The following is a 19196-nucleotide window of genomic DNA, read 5'->3' as shown; positions in this document are numbered from 1 at the left end:
ATCAATACCACATTGTTCCTAAAATATTTAAATTGTATCTCTATTAGACCCATGGAGAACGATTTTTAAAAAATTGTCCCGTACAAAGGGGCTTTACATTTCCGATACACTCCTTAATTTAGGCTTAAGAAAATCATGCTATATTTTCAAATAGATTTATAGATTCTTTTTTTTGTGAGTTGTCCATGTCCCGAAGAAACAATGCCCGTAATATTAAAAATGCTCGAATTAATGAGTATTACGATGGTTTATTAAAAAAAATTGAAACTGCGGGTAGCATCGATGAAGTTAATCAGATCCTAGATAAAAAGCCATCTCTTATTCTCGAAGTTGTTAAAAATAAAGCTTCTCTAGAGCATTTTTTAGATTTATTGGGTCCTATTAAAGGGGAGAGTCGGGCTGAATTTATAGATAGGGTCGAACGTCTTGAAGAAAAAATCTCAGGATTATCTGGTAAAAAACAAATACTTTCCATCCTGAAAGACTTTAAAGAAAGTAAACTAAAGACGGAATTTAAGATTACTGCTGAAACTCCTGATAGTCAGCTACGCGCTCGCTATGAAGCTAAGCTTGAAAAAATTCAAAAAGAATATAAGACTTTATTAAATAAGTTACAGAATCAGAGTAAAGGGTTGGAAGTTAAGACTGAAGCTCGATTTTTTAAAGCTGTGGCTAAAGAACTACAATTGCTAGAAGAAGATGCAATAAAATTAGGAAAAGGCGGACAACTTCCTAGTTTTATTAGGAGAGAAGATTTAATTAGTCTAGTTAGCAAAAGGCACGCATTCTTAACAAAATTCGCCAAGGATGCACCTTGGTTCAGTCGTTTGGTAGGTACCGATACTAAGGAAGCTCTAAAGGAGAGCCCAGAGCAATTCAAACAAAGAATCACCTGCTATTGGGATTCAATTAGTAATTTTCCTGAGCGTCCCACCTATGCGGCTGATTTCAAAAGATTAGAGAACGGTACAACGGCTCCATATAGTAAATATATTCAAGATCGCAATCAGCTTCAGTCACGATTGAATGCGCTTATAAAGTATGCTGATCGAGCCACTGATGATAAGAATTACAAGGGAGTGAATGAAGACCCTCATCAACTTTATACGCACGTTCCTTTTCATCAGCTAAGTAATACTCTTCGAAGGGAGCAGGGAGTCTTATTAGATGAAATTCTGCGCAATTTAAATTCAATTGCCAAACGTGAGCAAAATGTAAAAATAGGCGAAGAACAACTCACTTCATACGAGGAACGGTTAAAGTTCTTAAAATCGATACTGGAAAGTCAGCAACTTGAAAAAGGCTCAGAGCTACAGGAACAATATGCGCCATTATTTGCGAAAAATTTTAATCCTTTTGGTGTATCAGAGGAACGATGCAAAGCAGATGCCTATATCATTAATGAACTGACTGCTTTATACCATGAAATGAGTAAGGCGGAGACGAGTAGGAAGATCTATTTAGGGGCTGAGGATGGTGTTATAGCAGCTAAAAATGAAAAAGCTCAGCAGCAAGCAAAAGTTAAAGAGGCTCCTTCTAAAACAAAAGCTACTATCGATAGTGAGGACGAGAAAGTAGTTACTCAAGAAGAGGAAATTGATTCATTTGAAGGCTCGTTGAGTCCAAGTGATGATGAAGGCTCATCGGTTAAAACACCAGGTGGTAGTTCACATGGCAGTTATAAAGAACAACCCCGCTTTTTCCGTACACAATCAAGTCCATCTTTACAATCTTTAATAGACGAAGAAGAAAGGCCTTCCCCTGAACTTTAAGTGTTCAATAGATAGAGATATTAATAAGCCAGAAATGATTCTGGCTTATTGTGTATTTCTCACTCAAAAGGCTTTGTCTAACCAAGGCCTTTATTATTAAACTAAAAGTTATGATTAATCGTTTAGTTCTTGGCGATTTTTAAAAAAGTCTAAGGCTTCAGGATTGGCTAACGATTGGCGATTATGAATTGCCTCGCCATGGACTATTTGACGTACTGCAATTTCAACGATTTTGCCGCTAATTGTTCTTGGAATATCGGGAACTTGCAAAATCTTTGCAGGCACATGACGAGGAGAGGCATTGTGACGAATAGTCTGGCGAATATTATCTTCGATTGTTTTATCAAGCCGTACACCTTCTCTTAACTTCACAAACAAAACGATACGGACATCATCTTGCCAATCTTGACCAATAACCACGCTATCTAATACTTCAGGAATTTTTTCTACTTGTCGGTAAATTTCTGCGGTACCAATGCGAACTCCACCAGGATTTAAGACGGCATCGGAACGCCCGTAAATAATAAGACCGTTATGTTTGGTGATTTTGGCAAAATCTCCGTGAGCCCAAACGTTTTCAAAGCGTTCAAAATAGGCATGCTTATAAGCTTTTTTATCGGTATCTTGCCAAAAGTAAACAGGCATTGAGGGAAAAGGTTTTGTGCATACTAGCTCACCTCTTTCTTCGCGAACAGGCTGTCCTTGTTCGTTAAACACATTAACTGCCATGCCTAAGCCAAAGCATTGCAACTCGCCGCGATAAATTGGGAGTAGCGGATTTCCTAAGGCAAAACAAGAAACAATATCAGTACCACCTGAGATGGAACTAAGCTGAACATCAGGTTTTATCTGTTGATAAACAAAATCGTAATTTTGAGGTAGAAGAGGAGAACCCGTTGATAAAATTGCCCGTAAACTTTTTAAAGAAAATTGATGATGTGGGCTTGCTCCTGCTTTTTCAACACTGGAGATAAATTTTGCACTGGTTCCAAAAACAGTAATTTTTTCTTCATCAATTAATTTAAATAAACGATTAGCATCAGGGTAGGCCGGAGCACCCTCATAAAGGGTGAGAGTTGCGCCCAAGGCCAAGACAGAAACCATCCAATTCCACATCATCCAACCGCAGGTTGTATAGAAGAAAAGATTGTCATGGGGGCTAATGTCCGTATGTAGACCTAGCTCTTTTACATGCTGTAACAAGGTTCCACCAGCCCCATGTACAATACATTTAGGCTTACCTGTGGTCCCTGAGGAGAAAAGTATATAAACAGGATGTGAAAATGGCATGCTGATGAAGTCACATTGGCTGGATGGTTTTACAAAATCTTTCCAATAAGTGGCATTTGGGATCGTTGTAATGTCTTGTTGAACGTGAATGACTGGGCAAATCACTACTTTCGTAAGCGTTAGCATGGCTGTGGTAACTTGTGCAATTTTTGCAATAGCATCATGTTTTTTTCCTAAATACTGGTGGCCATCACAGGCAAAAAGTACTTTAGGTTGAATTTGACCTAATCTATCAATAGCTGCTTGAGCTCCGAAATCGGGCGAGCATGAAGACCAAATGGCCCCCAAAGAAGTAGTTGCTAACATGGCAATAATGGTAAAGGAGACATTCGGCATCATTGCAGCCACACGATCACCAGCAACTACACCCGCAGCTTTTAATCCTGCAGCACAAGAAGCCACTTCGTGGTGTAATTGTTTATAAGTCAATATCTGTCGGTCACCGTTTTCATTAACGCTAACTAAGGCAGGATGGTCGTCATTGCGGCTCAACAGTTTTTCTGCAAAATTTAATGTAGCACCAGAAAACCATTTTGCATTGATCATATGATCATATTGGTTCAATATTTCCTGAGGAGGCGTATCAAATGTTAGTTTAAAATAATCACACAGTGTTTGCCAAAACTGAGCTGGTTCTTGGATAGACCAATCGTGTAATTGCTGGTATTGAGTTAATGTAAGCTGATGGTTTTGGCTCGCAAAATTCATAAATTCCCACATTCTGCTCGCTTTAGGTTCTGTAGGTTGCCATACCAGTGTGTTCATCTTATTTTCCTTATTAAGAGCTGTTGCTTATTTTTAATTTTATCAGTGAATTAAAAATCAGCGAATTCTACGATATCAATTTCGGGATTCAAAGAGCTTCACCCTTAGGTGGCCCCACGGCGGATGTCGTGGGGGGAAAGCGGTACTAATAATTATTGGCAATCGAGGGGTTAGACCAATGGTTGTTGTTGGGTAATGCAGTGAATACCGCCACCACCCGCAAAGACATCCAACGCATCAATTTGTGAAATATGATATGTTGGGAAAAGTTGGGTAAAGAGTTCGTACGCTGCTTTATCTTGCTTAGGATGGCCGAAAGCAGGCATTACAATTCCCTTATTGGCTAAATAAAAATTAATATAGGATAAGGTGAGTCGCTCGCCTTGAAGATACGTTGCCGGAGGTTGTTCTACGGTGAATACTTCTAATGCTCTGCCCTTGGCATCGGCGGTTGATTTTAATATTTCTAAATTCTCATGTAGAGTTTGGTAGTTAGCATCATTCTTATCATGAGTAATTAGAGCAAGTACTTTCCCTGGAGCAATGAAGCAAGCTATTTCATCAATGTGACCGTCTGTTTCATCACCCAATAGTCCTTTATTTAGCCATATAATTTTTTCAGCATTGAGATAATTAAAAAGAAAAGTTTCAATTTCTGCTTGGGACAATTGAGGATTTCGGTTGGCATTGAGCAAACATTCGCGACTTGTAAGGATGGTGCCTTCGCCATCGACATGAAAAGAACCGCCTTCCATAACTAAGGGGGCTTTGAAATGACGAGCCTTTGTTTTTTCAATGACTGCTGCAGCAATTTGATTGTCGAGAGTGCAATCTTCGTAATTCCCACCCCAGGCATTATGGATCCAATCCACTCCAGCCAATTCATTTTGAGCATTGATTAAAAAGGTGGGGCCAGTGTCTCTTGTCCAGGAGTCATTTAATTCCAAATTCATTAAACGAATTTTCTCGCCACAAAGTTTTTTAGCCAATCCTTCTTCTCCAGGATGTACCAACATAATCACAGGCTCATACTGGGCGATAGTTTTGGCTACATACGCATAGGCTTGGCGGGCTCTATCAAGACCAATAGTTGCCCAGGTTTCTTGATGACGTGGCCAAGCCATCCAGCAAGCCGCATGAGGATGCCACTCTGGGGGCATTTTAAAGCCAGTTTGTTTAGGTGTGGTCATAAGTGTCCTTTATTTATTGCTATCAAGATAAGTTAATTGACTAAAGATACTTCGCAACTCATTAAGATAGCTCTGAATTTTTTCATTAGGCAACTCAGCTTGAATTAACTGTTTTTCATAAGATAATAAAAGCCTTTTCGTATCAAAATGCGCATAATTTAGGACATTTGTCACGGTATCGCCGCTAATAAGATCATTGATTTCAAACTTCCCTTCCCCAAGCAGTTTGACATCCAATGAATTCGTATCACCAAATAAATTGTGTAAATTACCCAGAATTTCTTGATATGCACCCACTAAAAAGAAAGCAATAGAATAGGGATTTTGCGCATCAAAGGGGGGCAACATTAAGGTAGTATTAATGGCATCACTTCCTGTATATTCTTTGATAGTGCCATCAGAGTCGCAAGTTAAATCTTGCAGGATACTATGCATGCTAGGTTGTTCATGGAGATGTGAAATAGGGGCAACGGGAAAGATTTGTCCTATAGCCCAAGCATCTGGTAAAGATTGAAAAAAAGAAAGGTTACAAAAAATTTTCGCCGCCATTCGCTCATTAAGCATATTAAGTAATTCTTTGTCGCCAAGGTTTGATGCATCCAATTGTTGCTCGATAACAAAGCAAATAGTGGTGAAGAGTTGTTCTACCTTTGCTTTTTCCTCTAAACTGATAACTCCATGTTTGAACAGGGAGTTTGCTTCATCGAGTGCAAGTGCAGCATAGTTATAAATTTCACTTGGTGAATTTTCCGCCATGGTTTGGTAAGTATTCCAAATATCACGAATAACATGAGATTCGTCAGGTTCAATGGAAGGTAATTCACGAGTTTTTTTAATTAATTCCACATCAGTGATATTCGTTACCAAAACTGCATGGTGGGCAGTCAATGCACGGCCCGATTCCGAAATCAAATTAGGTTCAGGCATACTGGCTTCTTCGCAAAGAGGGCGAAGAGCCAAGAGAATATTCGTAGCATATTCTTTAATGGAGTAGTTCATTGAACAATCTGTCGTTGAATGGGTTCCTTCATAATCCACGCCCAAACCGCCACCAACATCAATTGTGCTAATGGGGGCTTGCAAACGACGTAGTTCAATATAGTAGCGAGCAACCTCTTGCATGCAGTGTCGAATGTCGCGAATGTTTGCTATCTGCGAACCTAAATGACAATGCATCAATTGTAAACAATCCAGGTAATTTCTTTCTTTTAATTGCTTGATAAGATCAAGTACCTGCTCAGCATTCAACCCAAATTTGGATTTGGCTCCGCCAGTATTTTCCCATTTCCCAGCACCCTTAGTCACTAAACGAATGCGCACCCCAATTTTAGGTCTTATATCCAAGCGTGCTGATTCTTTGAGGATAATGTCTAATTCAGATCGTTTTTCAATCACAATAAATACTTCGTGACCCATCCGTTGGGCAATTAAAGCTGTGCGAATGTAAGAACTATCTTTATAGCCATTGCAAACAATGGTAGAGGGAGTCTGGCTAAGAAGACCAATTACAGCCATGAGCTCAGGTTTACTTCCAGCCTCTAAACCGACAGGATATTTGGGGGCTTTTAGAAGTTCTCTGACAACGCTAGATTCTTGATTAACTTTAATTGGATAAACAAGCTTATAGGTGCCTCGATAGTCATTTTCAGAGATGGCCTCTTCGAATGCCTCATTAAGTTTTACCACCCTGTCGTGAAGGATATCAGTAAAACGAATCAATAAGGGCAATTGTAAACCTGCACGGCTGGCAGCATTAACAATCGCTTGTAATTCTACCCCCTGGCTTTCTGAGTTTTTACTGACTTCAATATTGCCACGCGAATTGATAGTAAAATAGCCTTCGCCCCAATGAGAGATGTTGTATAAATTATCGCTGTCAGATAATGCTTTATTAATCATTAGGGTACTTCCAAATTAGATTTACGAGGTTTAAGTAATTCATGATAGGTTTCAGGTTGACGTTGACTGGCAAATGGGAATAATCGTCCCCAGAGTTCACGTTCGCGAAAATCTAACTCAGTCACTAATACAGCAGGTTCATGACGAGGTGCTTGTACTAAAATTTCACCCATTGGTGTGCTAATAAAGCTACTACCATAAAATTCAAGACCATCTTCACAGCCAATGCGGTTGACTGCAACGATAAATGTATTCGTCATGATTCCTTGGGCAACCATCACCTTTTGCCACATAGGTTGGCTATCGAAGCCAGGAGCAGTTGGTTCTCCACCAATTGCAGTTGGATAAACAAGAATTTCTGTCCCTTTCAAGCCGTAAATACGGGATAACTCAGGAAACCATTGATCATAACAGGTAGGTAAACCGATACGATGGCCGGCTAAAGTATGTACGGGATAGTTAGAATCTCCTGGTTGGAAATAGTAATCTTCATGGTATTTTTCACCGCTTGGGATGTGTTGTTTACGAGTTACGGCAACTAATTCTCCATGCTCGTTAAATGCCACTGCGGTATTAAAGCCTGCATTCTCAAAAAGCGAAGCGGTAATGGTTACTTTTGCTGTTTTGGCCATGGTACTAACAAAACGAGCAGTAGGGCCTGTATGAATGTCTTCTTTGAACGGGGTGCCATCCACATTGTGACGGGTACAAAAATAGGGTGATAACGTGAGTTCTTGCAAACAGACTATTTCCGCTCCCTTTTCGGCAGCCGATAAAATTCCTCCTGCGAGGCGATCTTGGTGTTCTTGTGGGTTTTCACACCATTTTTCCTGCACCAATCCTATTTTTAATTTGTTAGCAGCCATGTTTTTACCTTGAATAAAAAATGTGTTTAAAGATATCACTATTGTTAAAAATCAAGAATAGTTTACTAGGAGAAAGTTTTGGCAAATAGTATGTATTTTTGAACAAAAACAGCAACATTGTGGGTGTTTAAGAATCCCTTAATTTATGAAGGCTATAATTCACCTATTAGAAAATGATGAGATTTTTACAATGCCGAATATCCATACCATTAAAGCTGGAAAACACCGAATCTCCAGAATTGAAATAGATCATGAGCAAAAGACATGCAGTTATATTTTCTCTCTTCCTCCTGATAGTGATCTGCCGAAGTCAAAGGAAAAGGTTAAAAAACATCTTGAGCGACTATTCCCATCTATTAAAGGGGAAGGCTTAAAAACTCTATCTAATAATGAGCAGGCTTTAGAGTTTGGTTTTACTGTGTCCACTGGAGAAGATTTGAAGAAAACTTCCTCTAGCCTGTATACCTATAAGAGTTATGTGGGGAAGATTGATAAAAGTTTAATCGAAGATATGGATTTGCTGATTAAATTCTTTTCACTTGGCGAAGGTAAGTCGACAACTACTGACGAAAATGCAAGTGAGCAATTAAAACAGGAAATTGATAAAGGTGAAAATGCTGATACCCAACTCATCACCCAGCTAATTAAACAAGGCGCAAGCGTTAATGTGCAAGGTGAAAATTCGGGCTGGACTGCAGCCCACTTAGCTGTTCAAAAAAATGATATCGTCTTGATGCGTCTCCTTGCTAAAAAAGGTGCTGATCTAAATCTGCAAGAAAATTCTAAGGGACGTACTCCTCTTTTCTATGCTAAAAGTGCTGAGATGGTTAAATTACTTACAGATGAAGGTGCCAATTTCTTGCAGCGAGATACTTCAACAAAAACTACAGCACTTCGGCACCTGATTAACGAAGGTCTTGTGACTGCTGATAATTTACTGAAAAAAGAAGTTGATAAATTAAATCATGCCAATCTTGATTTAGTTCAAGCTTTCATTATTTGTGGCGCTAATATTAATACTCAAGGTGAACAAAGTGGATGGACTGCTGCACATCTCGCTGTACAAAAAAATAATCTGAGTTTAATTAATTTCCTTATTGATAGGCAAATAGATCTAAATTTATCTTCAAAACTTCGAGGCAATTCTCCGTTATGCAATGTTACTTCCGTTGAAATGGCGCGCGTACTTCTCCGAAACAATGCTAACTATATGCAGTTAAACAATGAGAAGCAAAAAGCCTATCAAATGTTGCTGACTAATTTCGCAGACAAAAAAGAGGCACAAGATGAAGTAAAGCAGTTGCTTATAGAGCAAGAGATAAAAAACAAAAATTTTGCAGCATTTAATCCAGAACTTTTGCAAGATTGTGCTTTTTCAGAGAGTCATGCAAACCAATTAAAAGAATTGCAAAAACTCGGTTGCTTGTTAGATGAACATATGGCGTTTGTGCAAATTGAAAAATCCCCCCAAGAATTAGTTAATGGTAAATTGTCCGTGTATAAGCAGTTAGGTGAGCAGATAAGAGAGGCAATGCAAAAGAATTCATTAGATGCACAAGAGATAAGTGGGCTTGCCTACCGAATAGATCATATTGAAGAGGCAAAAGAAATAAAACAACTATTGCTTGAACTAGAGGTGGATAAACCAACATTTAAAGAGGTTGATGCTGAAGTATTACAAACTAATGCCTCTTCACAAGTTCATGCGGAACAGTTGCAGGTGTTACAAAGCCTGGGTTGTTTCATAGAGGAGCAAATGACTCGTTTACAAAAGCAAACCTCCCATCAAAAGGGGATTGATGACAAGGTGGATTTGTATAAATTGCTCAATGAACAAATTAGAACAGCGATGAAAAATGATTCATTAAGCTCGCAAGATTTAAACAACCTAATTTATCAAACGGCAACGATTTCTCACCATCGTCGTTATCGCACGAGTAATAAGGCTATTGCCTTAATAACGTTTGGATTTTATAGCATAGAAGCAACTTCATGGCAGTCATATCGCGATTTCGTAAACCAACAAGGAGCTTCTTTCGGAGACGAGTTACAGCAGGTTTTCCAACGAAGTTTACTTATTCGAGAAGATAAGATTCCTTGTATCCTTCACCCTAAAGACATGACTGAGGCTGATATTGAAGTGCAAGGTTATGAAGAGTATAGAGAAAATCAACTTAAAACTCGCTAAGAACGTGATTTAGCCCGCTTAGACGTGTTATAGCTAAAATCACTATGAGAGGGCTAATTATGACTAAAAAATGTTATCTCATTATTCCAGATTTAGCGGTTTTTTATACAGATAAGAACTGTTCTCAAAAAATCGCTACTACCATTAAAAATGCTCTTTCTCATAGGGATTTAATAATTTGTTCAACAATGGAAGAAGCGAAAGAAGCTGGCGGTATTATATCGAATAAGCAGTTATCAAGAGCTGGCATAATTGAATTGGAAATAGCCGATGATGAAATATTAAGTGATCAACAACTTTTAAATTTCTGTGACATTATATTGTCATTACCAACAATTGAAGAGAAGGAAGACCGACTCTCATCTGTTATTAAGACAGTTTACATAAAAGGATTTCAGCTTCCTTTTATCGAGTTGCGAACAGAGAAACGTGAAGCGTTGCAAGTGGCATCTCTCATTGCAAATCTAAAAGACGATTCGCAGTTATTATTAAGCCAGCCTGCTTTATTGTATTTGAGACAAATTCATAACAAATTACTGTTTTTATTGCTGACAGACTATCAGTTTTTTCTCAATTTTGAAAATTGGCGTCAATATAATGCACGAGAAGCTCAGGGAAATGGCTGTGTTTTTGATTTATTTCATGGGATAACAGCGCTGTGTGAGCGCATAACTGCACTATCTAAAATGAGTGTAACCAACTTGGAAGATATAAAAGAATTACAGAAATTGCTAAGCGATAGTATTTTTTCCGGTTCAACCGAAAAAAGGGGAGGAGTATTTCGAGAAGGTTATAATTCCTTTCCTTTAGTTGCTGATGCTATAACAGTCGATGGTATTAATGAGTTGTTGTTGCGAATAAGATCTGACAATCAAGCGGATGGATTCCGAATCGGTCGATTTACACGAAGCAATATTATATCTCAATTTTGTTCGGCTATGTCAGGGATAATTCGCGAAGCTCAGCCCTGGAAAAAATTTAAGGATGAAGATGGGGTAACGCCAGAAGTCCTACATGAATTAAAGGCATTGGAACAAAAGGCAATTACTGAAATAAGTAAAAAACAGGAAAAATATGCCAGTGAAGATATAGCGGTTATTGTTAATAATTTCCTGCAAGATTTTAAACCCCATGAAGAAGTCAGTTCCTCCAATTTTTGGGGAAGCCTTCTTTATTATTATGGGGATTTAGCCAGCACATTTAGGCGGAACTCACCTAAATTAGAGCTGCAATTTGATCATCAATATTCTAGAGATCATGCATTAGCAAGTGCCGGAAACATTGCTGCCTCGTCGGTAAATATTCTTGATTATACCGATGATCAGCTAGCGGATTTAGCAAAAGAAATTTATGAGGTGATCACTCAGGGGACAGAGATGATCCATCTATTCAGTCCAGAACCCAAACTCGCGGAAAAATGGGCTAATCAAGCCGTTAATAACTATAATTGCGCGATTACTCAAGCTCAAAGTGTGGAGGAAACGATTCGAATTATTGATGATCTGGTGCATGAGTTAGAAATATTGCATCTTTTCCATGATGTGAATTGCCGCACAAATTACCTACTCATGAATTTTTTATTTCTGTCTAAATCAATTAAATGGTCAACGGAATTTAATCCGAATCGTCTAGATGCCTATAGTAGTCAAGAACGCGTGAGGCAGCATAAATTAGGTATTCTACGCACTGACAGTATCATCAATAATCAAATAGAGCTAGTTGAGCGTAATGAGCGTATTGATCAGATTTATGTATTTAACAAGGCAGGGGGACAATCACTCGACTATTCAGACAAAGAACTGAGTGAGGTGGAAAAGGATAACCAATATGTGCAAATATCACAGCAATTTGTGGAAAAACTTGATAAATTTAAAAAGACTTTTGAAAATAGTCTTGATGAAAGAATAAAAAAATATGATGTTCAATCAACTGGACAAGGGACGACTTCTTTCTTTAATTCCGTACCCAAAGAATGCACAGGGTTTGCTAAAGCATTAAAACAATTTCGCGAAGACTACGATTCATATACCTTTTTTACAAGTGTTGCAACTTTGGGTACTGTGACAGAGATCGCTGAGGATATAAAATCCTTAAAGGATTTGACAGGCTTTGATGATACTTGGCTCTCTTTAAGACAGAATGAAAATAAAGCGCAAACTACAACATCCTTTACTCCAATCTATCAGACTAAATAAAATGATCTAGGAGATTTGATGGACTGTTCCATAATTTGCTCTTTTTGTTACCTGAAATATTAGCTTTGATTTGCCAAGAGTGCATTAGCTACTTTAGATTGGTTCCTTTTTCCTAATGCTCTGCAGATCATGTCACCGGCGGCCACAATTTTGAAGATATCGACTCCTGTATCAATGCCAAGACCATGCATAAGATACAGCACATCCTCGGTGGCAACGTTACCTGTAGCACCTCGGGCATAAGGGCAACCGCCGAGTCCTGCAACTGAGCTGTCAAAACGGTCAATACCGCATTCTAATGAGGCATGAATATTAGCGATGGCTTGGCCGTAAGTATCATGAAAATGCATGGCCAATTGAGATAAAGGCAAAAATTTAAGTACTTCATTGATGACGTCTTGTGTTTGTCTGGGAGTACCAACACCAATGGTGTCTCCGAGACAAATTTCATCGACGTCTAATGCTAATAATTGCTGTGCAACGTTAGCAACTTGTTGAGGAGCTATTTGGCCTTCGTAAGGGCAACCTAGGACGCACGAAATATAGGCTCTAACGCGAATTTCATGGGCTTTGGCCAAAGCAAGAACAGGTTCAAAACGCTTGATACTTTCTGCAATGGAACAATTAATATTTCGTTGATTAAATGATTCACTGGCTGCCGTAAATACAGCTATTTCCTTCACTCCTACCTCTAGGGCTTTTTGCATGCCTCGCTCATTAGGCACTAATGCTGAAAAATGGAAAGAGGGTGGTTTATCGATAGATAAAAATACAGCTTCATTATCTGCTAATTGTGGAATAGCTTTTGCTGAAACAAAACTAGTTACCTCAATATTTTGTAAACCACTTTGACTAAGTAAATTCACTAATTCAATTTTAGTCTCGGTTGGTACAAAAGAGGATTCATTTTGTAGTCCATCACGTGGACCTACTTCGACTATCGTAACTTTTTTCGGATAGTTCATGGTTGTCCCTAATCAGTCTTCAGAGCCAATAATTCAGCTCCTTCATTTACCTGTGATCCTACATCGTAAAATAGTTCAGCAAGTACACCATCTTTAGGCGCATGAATGGTGTGCTCCATTTTCATAGCCTCCAGGACAATTAAACTGTCACCCTCTTTAACATTATCGCCAATATTTTTTAAGATAGCGACGATAGTTGCTGGCATTGGAGCAGTAAGTTGTCCTTTTTTTGCTGTTTGTGCGTCGAGATTTTGCCAACTAAAACGCTCAATAGCGACTGGGCCTTCTTTAAGGTAAATAAGAATAGTTTGCGTTCTATCCTCAACAAAGGCAAGTCGAGTTTGATGCCCATCATTAAGTGCAAGTTGATCATTCAGTAGTTGAGGGTGCAAATTAAACTCTTTTTCATGGAGGACTAACTTAAAAGCAACACGATTATGAGGGATAATCTTAATTTCTTCTTGTTTGCCTTCAATAATGTAACGCCAATACCAATGGCTGGATAAATGCATCTGCCAAGCAAAGCTTTCTTGGTACAAAGGATCAGTTTCCTTGTTTGCCAAAGCCAGATAATCATAGCTTGCTGCCATCAAGAGTGCTAATTCCATGTCGGGAACTGATAGTTCAATGCTTTCTTGAGATAGAAAATCAGTACTTAAATCAGTATTTACAAAGCGTGGATGTTTGCAAATAGCTTGCAAGAAAGGAATATTTGTCTTTACACCACCAATCATGTAGTTTTCTAAGGCTTTCTGCAGACGCTGCAAGGCTTCATCACGGGATTCGCCCCAGGCAATAAGCTTGGCAATCATTGGATCATAATGCATAGTGATTGTTGAATTGATATTGACACCACTATCTATTCTTATTCCTTCACCATGAGGTTCCTTTAAGAAATGCAATTGTCCTGTGGAAGGAATAAAATTTTGATGAGGATCTTCAGCATAAATACGACATTCAATTGCATGACCTTTGGCTAAAATTTTATCTTGAGAGGAGGGGAGCGGCTCGTTAGCAGCAATTTTTAATTGCCAGGCTACCAAATCAAAACCAGTTATCATTTCGGTTACTGGATGCTCAACCTGCAACCGAGTATTCATTTCCATAAAATAAAAATGCTCATCACCATCGACTAAAAATTCAACGGTGCCGGCACCCCGATAATTAATTAAGCGAGCAACCTCACAAGCAGCTTCGGCCAAACCATGGCGCATGGAAGCGGATAAATTGGGTGCAGGAGCTTCTTCAATTATTTTTTGATGTCGACGTTGGATAGAGCAATCGCGTTCAAATATATGAACCACTTGACCATGATTGTCCGCCATGATTTGCACTTCAACGTGACGAGGGTTTAAGATGAGTTTTTCGATCAACATCGTGTCATCGGCAAAACTTGCCATGGCTTCTCGGCGGGCTCCTGCCAATGCTTCGGAAAATTGGGCTTCTTTATGGACTGCACGCATTCCTTTTCCACCCCCGCCACTAGCAGCTTTGAGTAAAACAGGAAAACCAATGCGACGCGCCTCAATTAATAATTGTTCATCAGTTTGCTCACTTCCGTGATAGCCAGGCGTCAATGGTACTGCTGTGGCTTCGAGTAATTGCTTTGCGAGTTGTTTAGAAGCCATCGCTTCCATCGCTGAGATTGATGGGCCAATAAATACAATACCTGCTTCCTCACAAGCTTTTGCAAAAAGTGGATTTTCTGATAGAAATCCATATCCTGGATGAATGGCTTGGGCGCCGCTAGTAACCGCAGCCGCAATAACCGCTTCAATATTAAGATAACTGGTAATCGCTGTTGCTTCGCCCACACAATAAGCGCTGTCTGCTTGTGCTACGTGAAGACTGTCTTTATCAGCTGTTGAATAAATAGCAACGGTATGAACTCCCATTTGCCGACAGGTCTTCATGATGCGACAGGCAATTTCGCCACGATTGGCGATAAGAATCTTGTTAAACATCGCGTCTTAATTCCAGTTAGGTGTTTCTTTATTTAGAAAAGCATGTAAGCCTTGTTGCCCCTCCGCCGAAACACGTTTTTTAGCGATTAGGGATGCAGTATAACGGAGTAATTCCTCATCAATTGGTTTATTGACGACATTATCGACCAAACTCTTGCAGTCTCGGACTGCTTGTGGTGCTAGCTTCGTGATTTGTTCCGCTAAATGTAAGCTGAAGTCCCCTAATTCGTTTTCAGCAATGCAATAATGCACAAGTCCCAATTGTTTTGCTTGTTCGGCATGAAAAGTTTCAGCGGTCATAAATAACCATTTAGCAGCTCTTTCTCCAATCGCTTTTACTACATAAGGACTGATGACCGCGGGAATCAAACCCAGTTTAGCCTCGGAAAAACAAAACCGTGCCGTCGAGGCGGCGATAGTAATATCACAGGCGGCTGCAAGACCTGCACCACCGCCAAAAGCAGAACCTTGAACGACAGCAATGGTTGGTTTCGGACTTTGATTTAAAGTCGACATAACACGCGCCAACACCATGGCATCGCGAAGATTTTCCTCTTCATTAAATTGTGCCATGCGTTGCATCCAGGTTAAATCGGCCCCCGCAGAAAAATGGCGTCCATTGGCTTTTAATAAAATAACACGCACCTGCAGATTATTAATCGCTTCATCCAGTATAGTTTGTAATGTTGCTAATAAGCTGTCATCAAAAGCATTGTGCTTATCTACACGATTTAAAGTAATAATAAAAATCTGGTTGTGTAGTTCGCTTAACAAAAAATCATCCACCAATTATTTCTCCTTTTAGAACTACTTGAGCGTAGCCTGCCTATACCAAGGGAGGTTAAAAAATTGTTACCTTACATTCGAAATACGCCAAACTGAGTTGCCTCAATTGGTGCATTTAATGCCGCAGATAAACTTAGTCCTAGAATTTTACGGGTATCTTCGGGGGCTATTACGCCATCATCCCAAAGCCTTGCACTCGCGTAATAGGGATTGCCTTGTGCCTCATATTGAGCGCGCAATTGGGCTTTAAATGCTTCTTCCTGTTCAACGGGCCAGCTTGTTCCTTGTTTATTATGTTTATCACGATTGACCTGTGCCAAGACATTGGCAGCCTGTTCACCACCCATAACTGAAATTCGTGCATTGGGCCATGACCATAAAAAGCGCGGACCATAGGCGCGTCCACACATAGCATAATTTCCCGCGCCGAAACTGCCACCTACAATGACAGTGAATTTCGGAACATTGGCATTAGCAACGGCAGTGACCATTTTTGCACCATGTTTGGCAATTCCAGCTGCTTCATATTTGCTGCCTACCATAAAGCCCGTAATATTTTGCAAAAATAGAAGGGGGATTTTCCGTTGTGTACACAGCTCAATAAAATGAGCACCTTTAAGAGCGCTTTCTCCAAATAAAATGCCATTATTAGCAATAATGCCAATAGGGTAGCCAAAAAGATAAGCAAAACCGCAAACCAAGGTGGTGCCATAAAGTGCTTTAAATTCATCAAATTCAGAAGCGTCAACAATGCGAGCGATAACTTCGCGAATGTCATAGGGTTTTCGTGGATCCGCAGGCACAATGCCATTCAGTTCTTTAGGGTCATAGGCCGGTTCACGACTTGGAATTCGAGAAAGGGAGTCAGTTTTTTGGCGGTTTAAGTGACTTACAGCTATGCGGGCCAAATGTAAGGCATGCGCGTCGTTTTCTGCGTAATGATCAGCAACACCGGAGTGACGACAATGAACATCCGCGCCACCTAATTCTTCAGCACTAATTACCTCACCGGTCGCAGCTTTTACTAAAGGCGGGCCGCCTAAAAAAATAGTGGCTTGATTTTGTACCATAATGGATTCATCTGCCATGGCGGGTACATAAGCACCCCCAGCGGTACAAGAGCCCATAACTACCGCAATTTGTGGAATATTCGCTGCTGACAAAGTTGCTTGGTTATAAAAAATCCGTCCAAAATGATCGCGATCTGGGAAAACTTCATCCTGTTGCGGTAGAAAGGCTCCTCCTGAATCAACAAGGTAGATACAAGGAAGGTGATTTGCCTTTGCAATTTCCTGAGCGCGTAAATGCTTTTTAACGGTTAAGGGATAATATGTTCCCCCTTTAACGGTCGCATCATTGACGACTATTACGCATTCAATTCCTGCTATACGACCAATACCAGTGATAATACCGGCTGCAGGTACATAATCTCCATAAACCTGGTGAGCTGCCAATTGGGATAGTTCAAGAAAAGGGCTCCCCGGATCCAATAGCTGTTGTAAGCGTTCACGGGGTAATAATTTGCCATGTTTTAAGTGTCTTTGGCGTGCCTTTTCATCGCCACCTTGGGCAATTTTTTTAATGGTTGTTTGTAATTCTTCAACCAAACTCTGCATGGTTGCATGATTTTCTTTGAATTCTTTACTGCCAGGATTTAGCTGGCTAATAATTTTGCCCATGGTTATCCCTTTAGCGTATCAAAATATTACTGAGCACAATTACAAGCCATAAACACCAGGTTAATTCGATTAGATAAGGCATATCTTTTCCTTTGACTAATCGATAGGTGAGTGCCGGAATAGCGGCAATAATAACTGGAATAAAAACTAAAAGGAGAATTTTTCTAATTACTAAACCTAGCCCACTATGACTAAAAATAGGCGTCAATTTAACGTTGATAAACGCATATAACATATCAATATAGACAATAAGCATGTGGGCGAATTTAGCGAAAACTACGACCAAGATGCTTAACAATAGGTAAATCAGGCTTTGTCTAAGCATGTACATCCTTTGTTAGATTACTATTTATTGGTGGGTCTGTTTACAATTCTACTATCTTGGCGGAAAAGCTTGATTTTCTGTGTGTCTTGGCTCACATACTTCATGTATGCTCCTGCTACGATGCTCGAAAATCAAGGCTTTTTCGCTCAAGCTAGCGAATTGTAAACAGACCCTATATTCATGGCTCAATTCCTGCCATTAAAATAAAAAATTTTGTCATTGTTGCGTTGAAACGACAAAAATTTAAGAGTTGCTGACCTTGGAAAAACAATGTCAACAACTCCAGCAGTTCTTTCTCACGCAGTATGCATTAAGTGCTTAAAGTATTTCAATAGCAATTGCTGTTGCTTCACCACCGCCGATGCACAAAGCTGCTACTCCGCGCATCTTGTTACGTTGTTTGAGAGCATGCATTAAAGTCACAATAATACGTGCACCTGAAGCGCCAATTGGGTGGCCTAGAGCACAGGCACCGCCATGAATGTTGACGATCTCATCATTAAGTTCTAATTGTGTTATTGCAGCCATTGCAACGACAGCAAAAGCTTCATTGATTTCATATAAATCTACATCGTTGGGACGCCAATTGGCTTTATTTAACACTTTGCGGATTGCATCAACAGGGGCTGTTGTAAACCATTGTGGTGCTTGGGCATGGCTTGCATGTGCTACAATTCGTGCCAAAGGCTTTAAGCCACGTTTTTTCGCATTTGTTGCAGTCATTAAAATAAGACTTGCGGCACCATCTGAAATAGAGCTTGAGTTGGCTGCAGTAACTGTCCCATCGGCTTTAAAGGCAGGGCGAAGCTGAGATATTTTAGCTAATTTGCTTTCATCGGGTCCTTCATCTTTATCGACAATAACGTCTCCTTTTCGGCCTGCGATGGTTACAGGCATGATTTCTTCATCAAAAGCATGATCTTGCTGAGCCTGTAAAGCACGAGTTAGAGAACGAATTGCATAGTCATCTTGTTGTTGACGGCTAAAATTGAAGTGAGCAGCAGTTGCTTCAGCAAAGCAGCCCATTAATTGACCACGGTCATAAGCATCCTCTAAACCATCCAAAAACATATGATCTTTGAGTTCACCATGGCCTAAGCGATAACCTGCACGTGCTTTACTCAATAAATAAGGAGCATTGCTCATGCTTTCCATACCGCTTGCTAAAATTACATTTGCAGAGCCGACTTTAAGAAGATCATGAGCTAACATGACGGCTTTCATTCCAGAGCCACACATTTTATTTATGGTGGAGGCACCTGCTGAGTCTGGAATGCCAGCAAAGATGGCTGCTTGTCTTGCGGGCGCTTGA

Annotated in this window: 13 protein-coding genes; 3 read left to right on the top strand and 10 right to left on the bottom strand. The window is 39.8% G+C overall.

Annotated elements, in window-relative coordinates:
* Nucleotides 1–185 precede the first annotated feature (185 nt).
* Nucleotides 186–1772, top strand: coding sequence for a V-type ATP synthase subunit I domain-containing protein (locus Lbru_RS09925; RefSeq protein ID WP_058441978.1), 1587 nt, complete (start codon nucleotides 186–188; stop codon nucleotides 1770–1772).
* A 114-nt stretch (nucleotides 1773–1886) separates the two neighbouring features.
* Here the strand turns inward: Lbru_RS09925 and Lbru_RS09920 are convergent, their stop codons facing one another.
* From Lbru_RS09920 to Lbru_RS09905, 4 genes are all read right to left on the bottom strand, one after another.
* The gene (locus tag Lbru_RS09920; protein ID WP_058441977.1) at nucleotides 1887–3827 is read right to left on the bottom strand and encodes an acetoacetate--CoA ligase; all 1941 of its coding nucleotides are present in this window, start codon (nucleotides 3825–3827) and stop codon (nucleotides 1887–1889) included.
* A gap of 170 nt (nucleotides 3828–3997) precedes the next feature.
* Nucleotides 3998–5017, bottom strand: coding sequence for an agmatine deiminase family protein (locus Lbru_RS09915; protein ID WP_058441976.1), 1020 nt, complete (start codon nucleotides 5015–5017; stop codon nucleotides 3998–4000).
* Between the two features lie 9 nt (nucleotides 5018–5026).
* A complete protein-coding gene (gene speA / locus Lbru_RS09910; RefSeq protein WP_058441975.1) occupies nucleotides 5027–6916 on the bottom strand; it encodes a biosynthetic arginine decarboxylase in 1890 nt (629 codons plus the stop codon).
* Entirely contained in the window at nucleotides 6916–7782 is an 867-nt protein-coding gene (locus tag Lbru_RS09905; RefSeq protein WP_058441974.1) for a nitrilase-related carbon-nitrogen hydrolase, read from the bottom strand. Before Lbru_RS09905 ends, speA begins: the two co-directional genes overlap by 1 nt.
* 145 nt (nucleotides 7783–7927) lie before the next feature.
* Between Lbru_RS09905 and Lbru_RS09900 the strand changes: the two genes are divergently transcribed.
* Complete coding sequence (locus Lbru_RS09900) at nucleotides 7928–9970, top strand: ankyrin repeat domain-containing protein (RefSeq protein WP_058441973.1); 2043 nt, start codon at nucleotides 7928–7930, stop codon at nucleotides 9968–9970.
* A gap of 59 nt (nucleotides 9971–10029) precedes the next feature.
* On the top strand, nucleotides 10030–12165 hold the full coding sequence (locus Lbru_RS09895) for a hypothetical protein (RefSeq protein WP_058441972.1): 2136 nt from the start codon (nucleotides 10030–10032) through the stop codon (nucleotides 12163–12165).
* Nucleotides 12166–12224: 59 nt separating this feature from the next.
* Here Lbru_RS09895 and Lbru_RS09890 read toward each other — a convergent pair whose 3' ends face one another.
* From Lbru_RS09890 to Lbru_RS09865, 6 genes are all read right to left on the bottom strand, one after another.
* Nucleotides 12225–13130: a hydroxymethylglutaryl-CoA lyase gene (locus tag Lbru_RS09890; protein WP_058441971.1), complete on the bottom strand. Its 906-nt coding sequence runs from the start codon at nucleotides 13128–13130 to the stop codon at nucleotides 12225–12227.
* Nucleotides 13131–13138: 8 nt separating this feature from the next.
* Nucleotides 13139–15094, bottom strand: a complete 1956-nt coding sequence (locus tag Lbru_RS09885; RefSeq protein WP_058441970.1) for an acetyl-CoA carboxylase biotin carboxylase subunit — start codon at nucleotides 15092–15094, stop codon at nucleotides 13139–13141.
* Nucleotides 15095–15100: 6 nt separating this feature from the next.
* Nucleotides 15101–15883 (bottom strand): enoyl-CoA hydratase-related protein, encoded by a 783-nt coding sequence (locus Lbru_RS09880; protein WP_420795325.1) that lies wholly within the window; start codon nucleotides 15881–15883, stop codon nucleotides 15101–15103.
* A gap of 68 nt (nucleotides 15884–15951) precedes the next feature.
* Nucleotides 15952–17559, bottom strand: a complete 1608-nt coding sequence (locus Lbru_RS09875) for a carboxyl transferase domain-containing protein (RefSeq protein WP_058441968.1) — start codon at nucleotides 17557–17559, stop codon at nucleotides 15952–15954.
* A 10-nt stretch (nucleotides 17560–17569) separates the two neighbouring features.
* Nucleotides 17570–17884, bottom strand: a complete 315-nt coding sequence (locus Lbru_RS09870; protein WP_058441967.1) for a hypothetical protein — start codon at nucleotides 17882–17884, stop codon at nucleotides 17570–17572.
* Nucleotides 17885–18202: 318 nt separating this feature from the next.
* On the bottom strand, nucleotides 18203–19196 hold a 994-nt coding region (locus tag Lbru_RS09865; protein ID WP_058442222.1), incomplete at its 5' end, for an acetyl-CoA C-acyltransferase.

The sequence above is a fragment of the Legionella brunensis genome (genome assembly GCF_001467025.1).
In the GTDB taxonomy this organism is placed as follows: Bacteria; Pseudomonadota; Gammaproteobacteria; order Legionellales; family Legionellaceae; genus Tatlockia; species Tatlockia brunensis.
The sequence above is the reverse complement of the archived record's forward strand: the minus strand, read 5'-3'. Positions and strand labels throughout refer to the sequence as shown.

Bases quoted from the DNA above. Each gene is read 5' to 3' on its own strand.
- Lbru_RS09925 (WP_058441978.1), top strand. From the start codon at position 186: ATGTCCCGAAGAAACAATGCCCGTAATATTAAAAATGCTCGAATTAAT.
- Lbru_RS09920 (WP_058441977.1), bottom strand. From the start codon at position 3,827: ATGAACACACTGGTATGGCAACCTACAGAACCTAAAGCGAGCAGAATG.
- Lbru_RS09915 (WP_058441976.1), bottom strand. From the start codon at position 5,017: ATGACCACACCTAAACAAACTGGCTTTAAAATGCCCCCAGAGTGGCAT.
- speA (WP_058441975.1), bottom strand. From the start codon at position 6,916: ATGATTAATAAAGCATTATCTGACAGCGATAATTTATACAACATCTCT.
- Lbru_RS09905 (WP_058441974.1), bottom strand. From the start codon at position 7,782: ATGGCTGCTAACAAATTAAAAATAGGATTGGTGCAGGAAAAATGGTGT.
- Lbru_RS09900 (WP_058441973.1), top strand. From the start codon at position 7,928: ATGAAGGCTATAATTCACCTATTAGAAAATGATGAGATTTTTACAATG.
- Lbru_RS09895 (WP_058441972.1), top strand. From the start codon at position 10,030: ATGACTAAAAAATGTTATCTCATTATTCCAGATTTAGCGGTTTTTTAT.
- Lbru_RS09890 (WP_058441971.1), bottom strand. From the start codon at position 13,130: ATGAACTATCCGAAAAAAGTTACGATAGTCGAAGTAGGTCCACGTGAT.
- Lbru_RS09885 (WP_058441970.1), bottom strand. From the start codon at position 15,094: ATGTTTAACAAGATTCTTATCGCCAATCGTGGCGAAATTGCCTGTCGC.
- Lbru_RS09875 (WP_058441968.1), bottom strand. From the start codon at position 17,559: ATGGGCAAAATTATTAGCCAGCTAAATCCTGGCAGTAAAGAATTCAAA.
- Lbru_RS09870 (WP_058441967.1), bottom strand. From the start codon at position 17,884: ATGCTTAGACAAAGCCTGATTTACCTATTGTTAAGCATCTTGGTCGTA.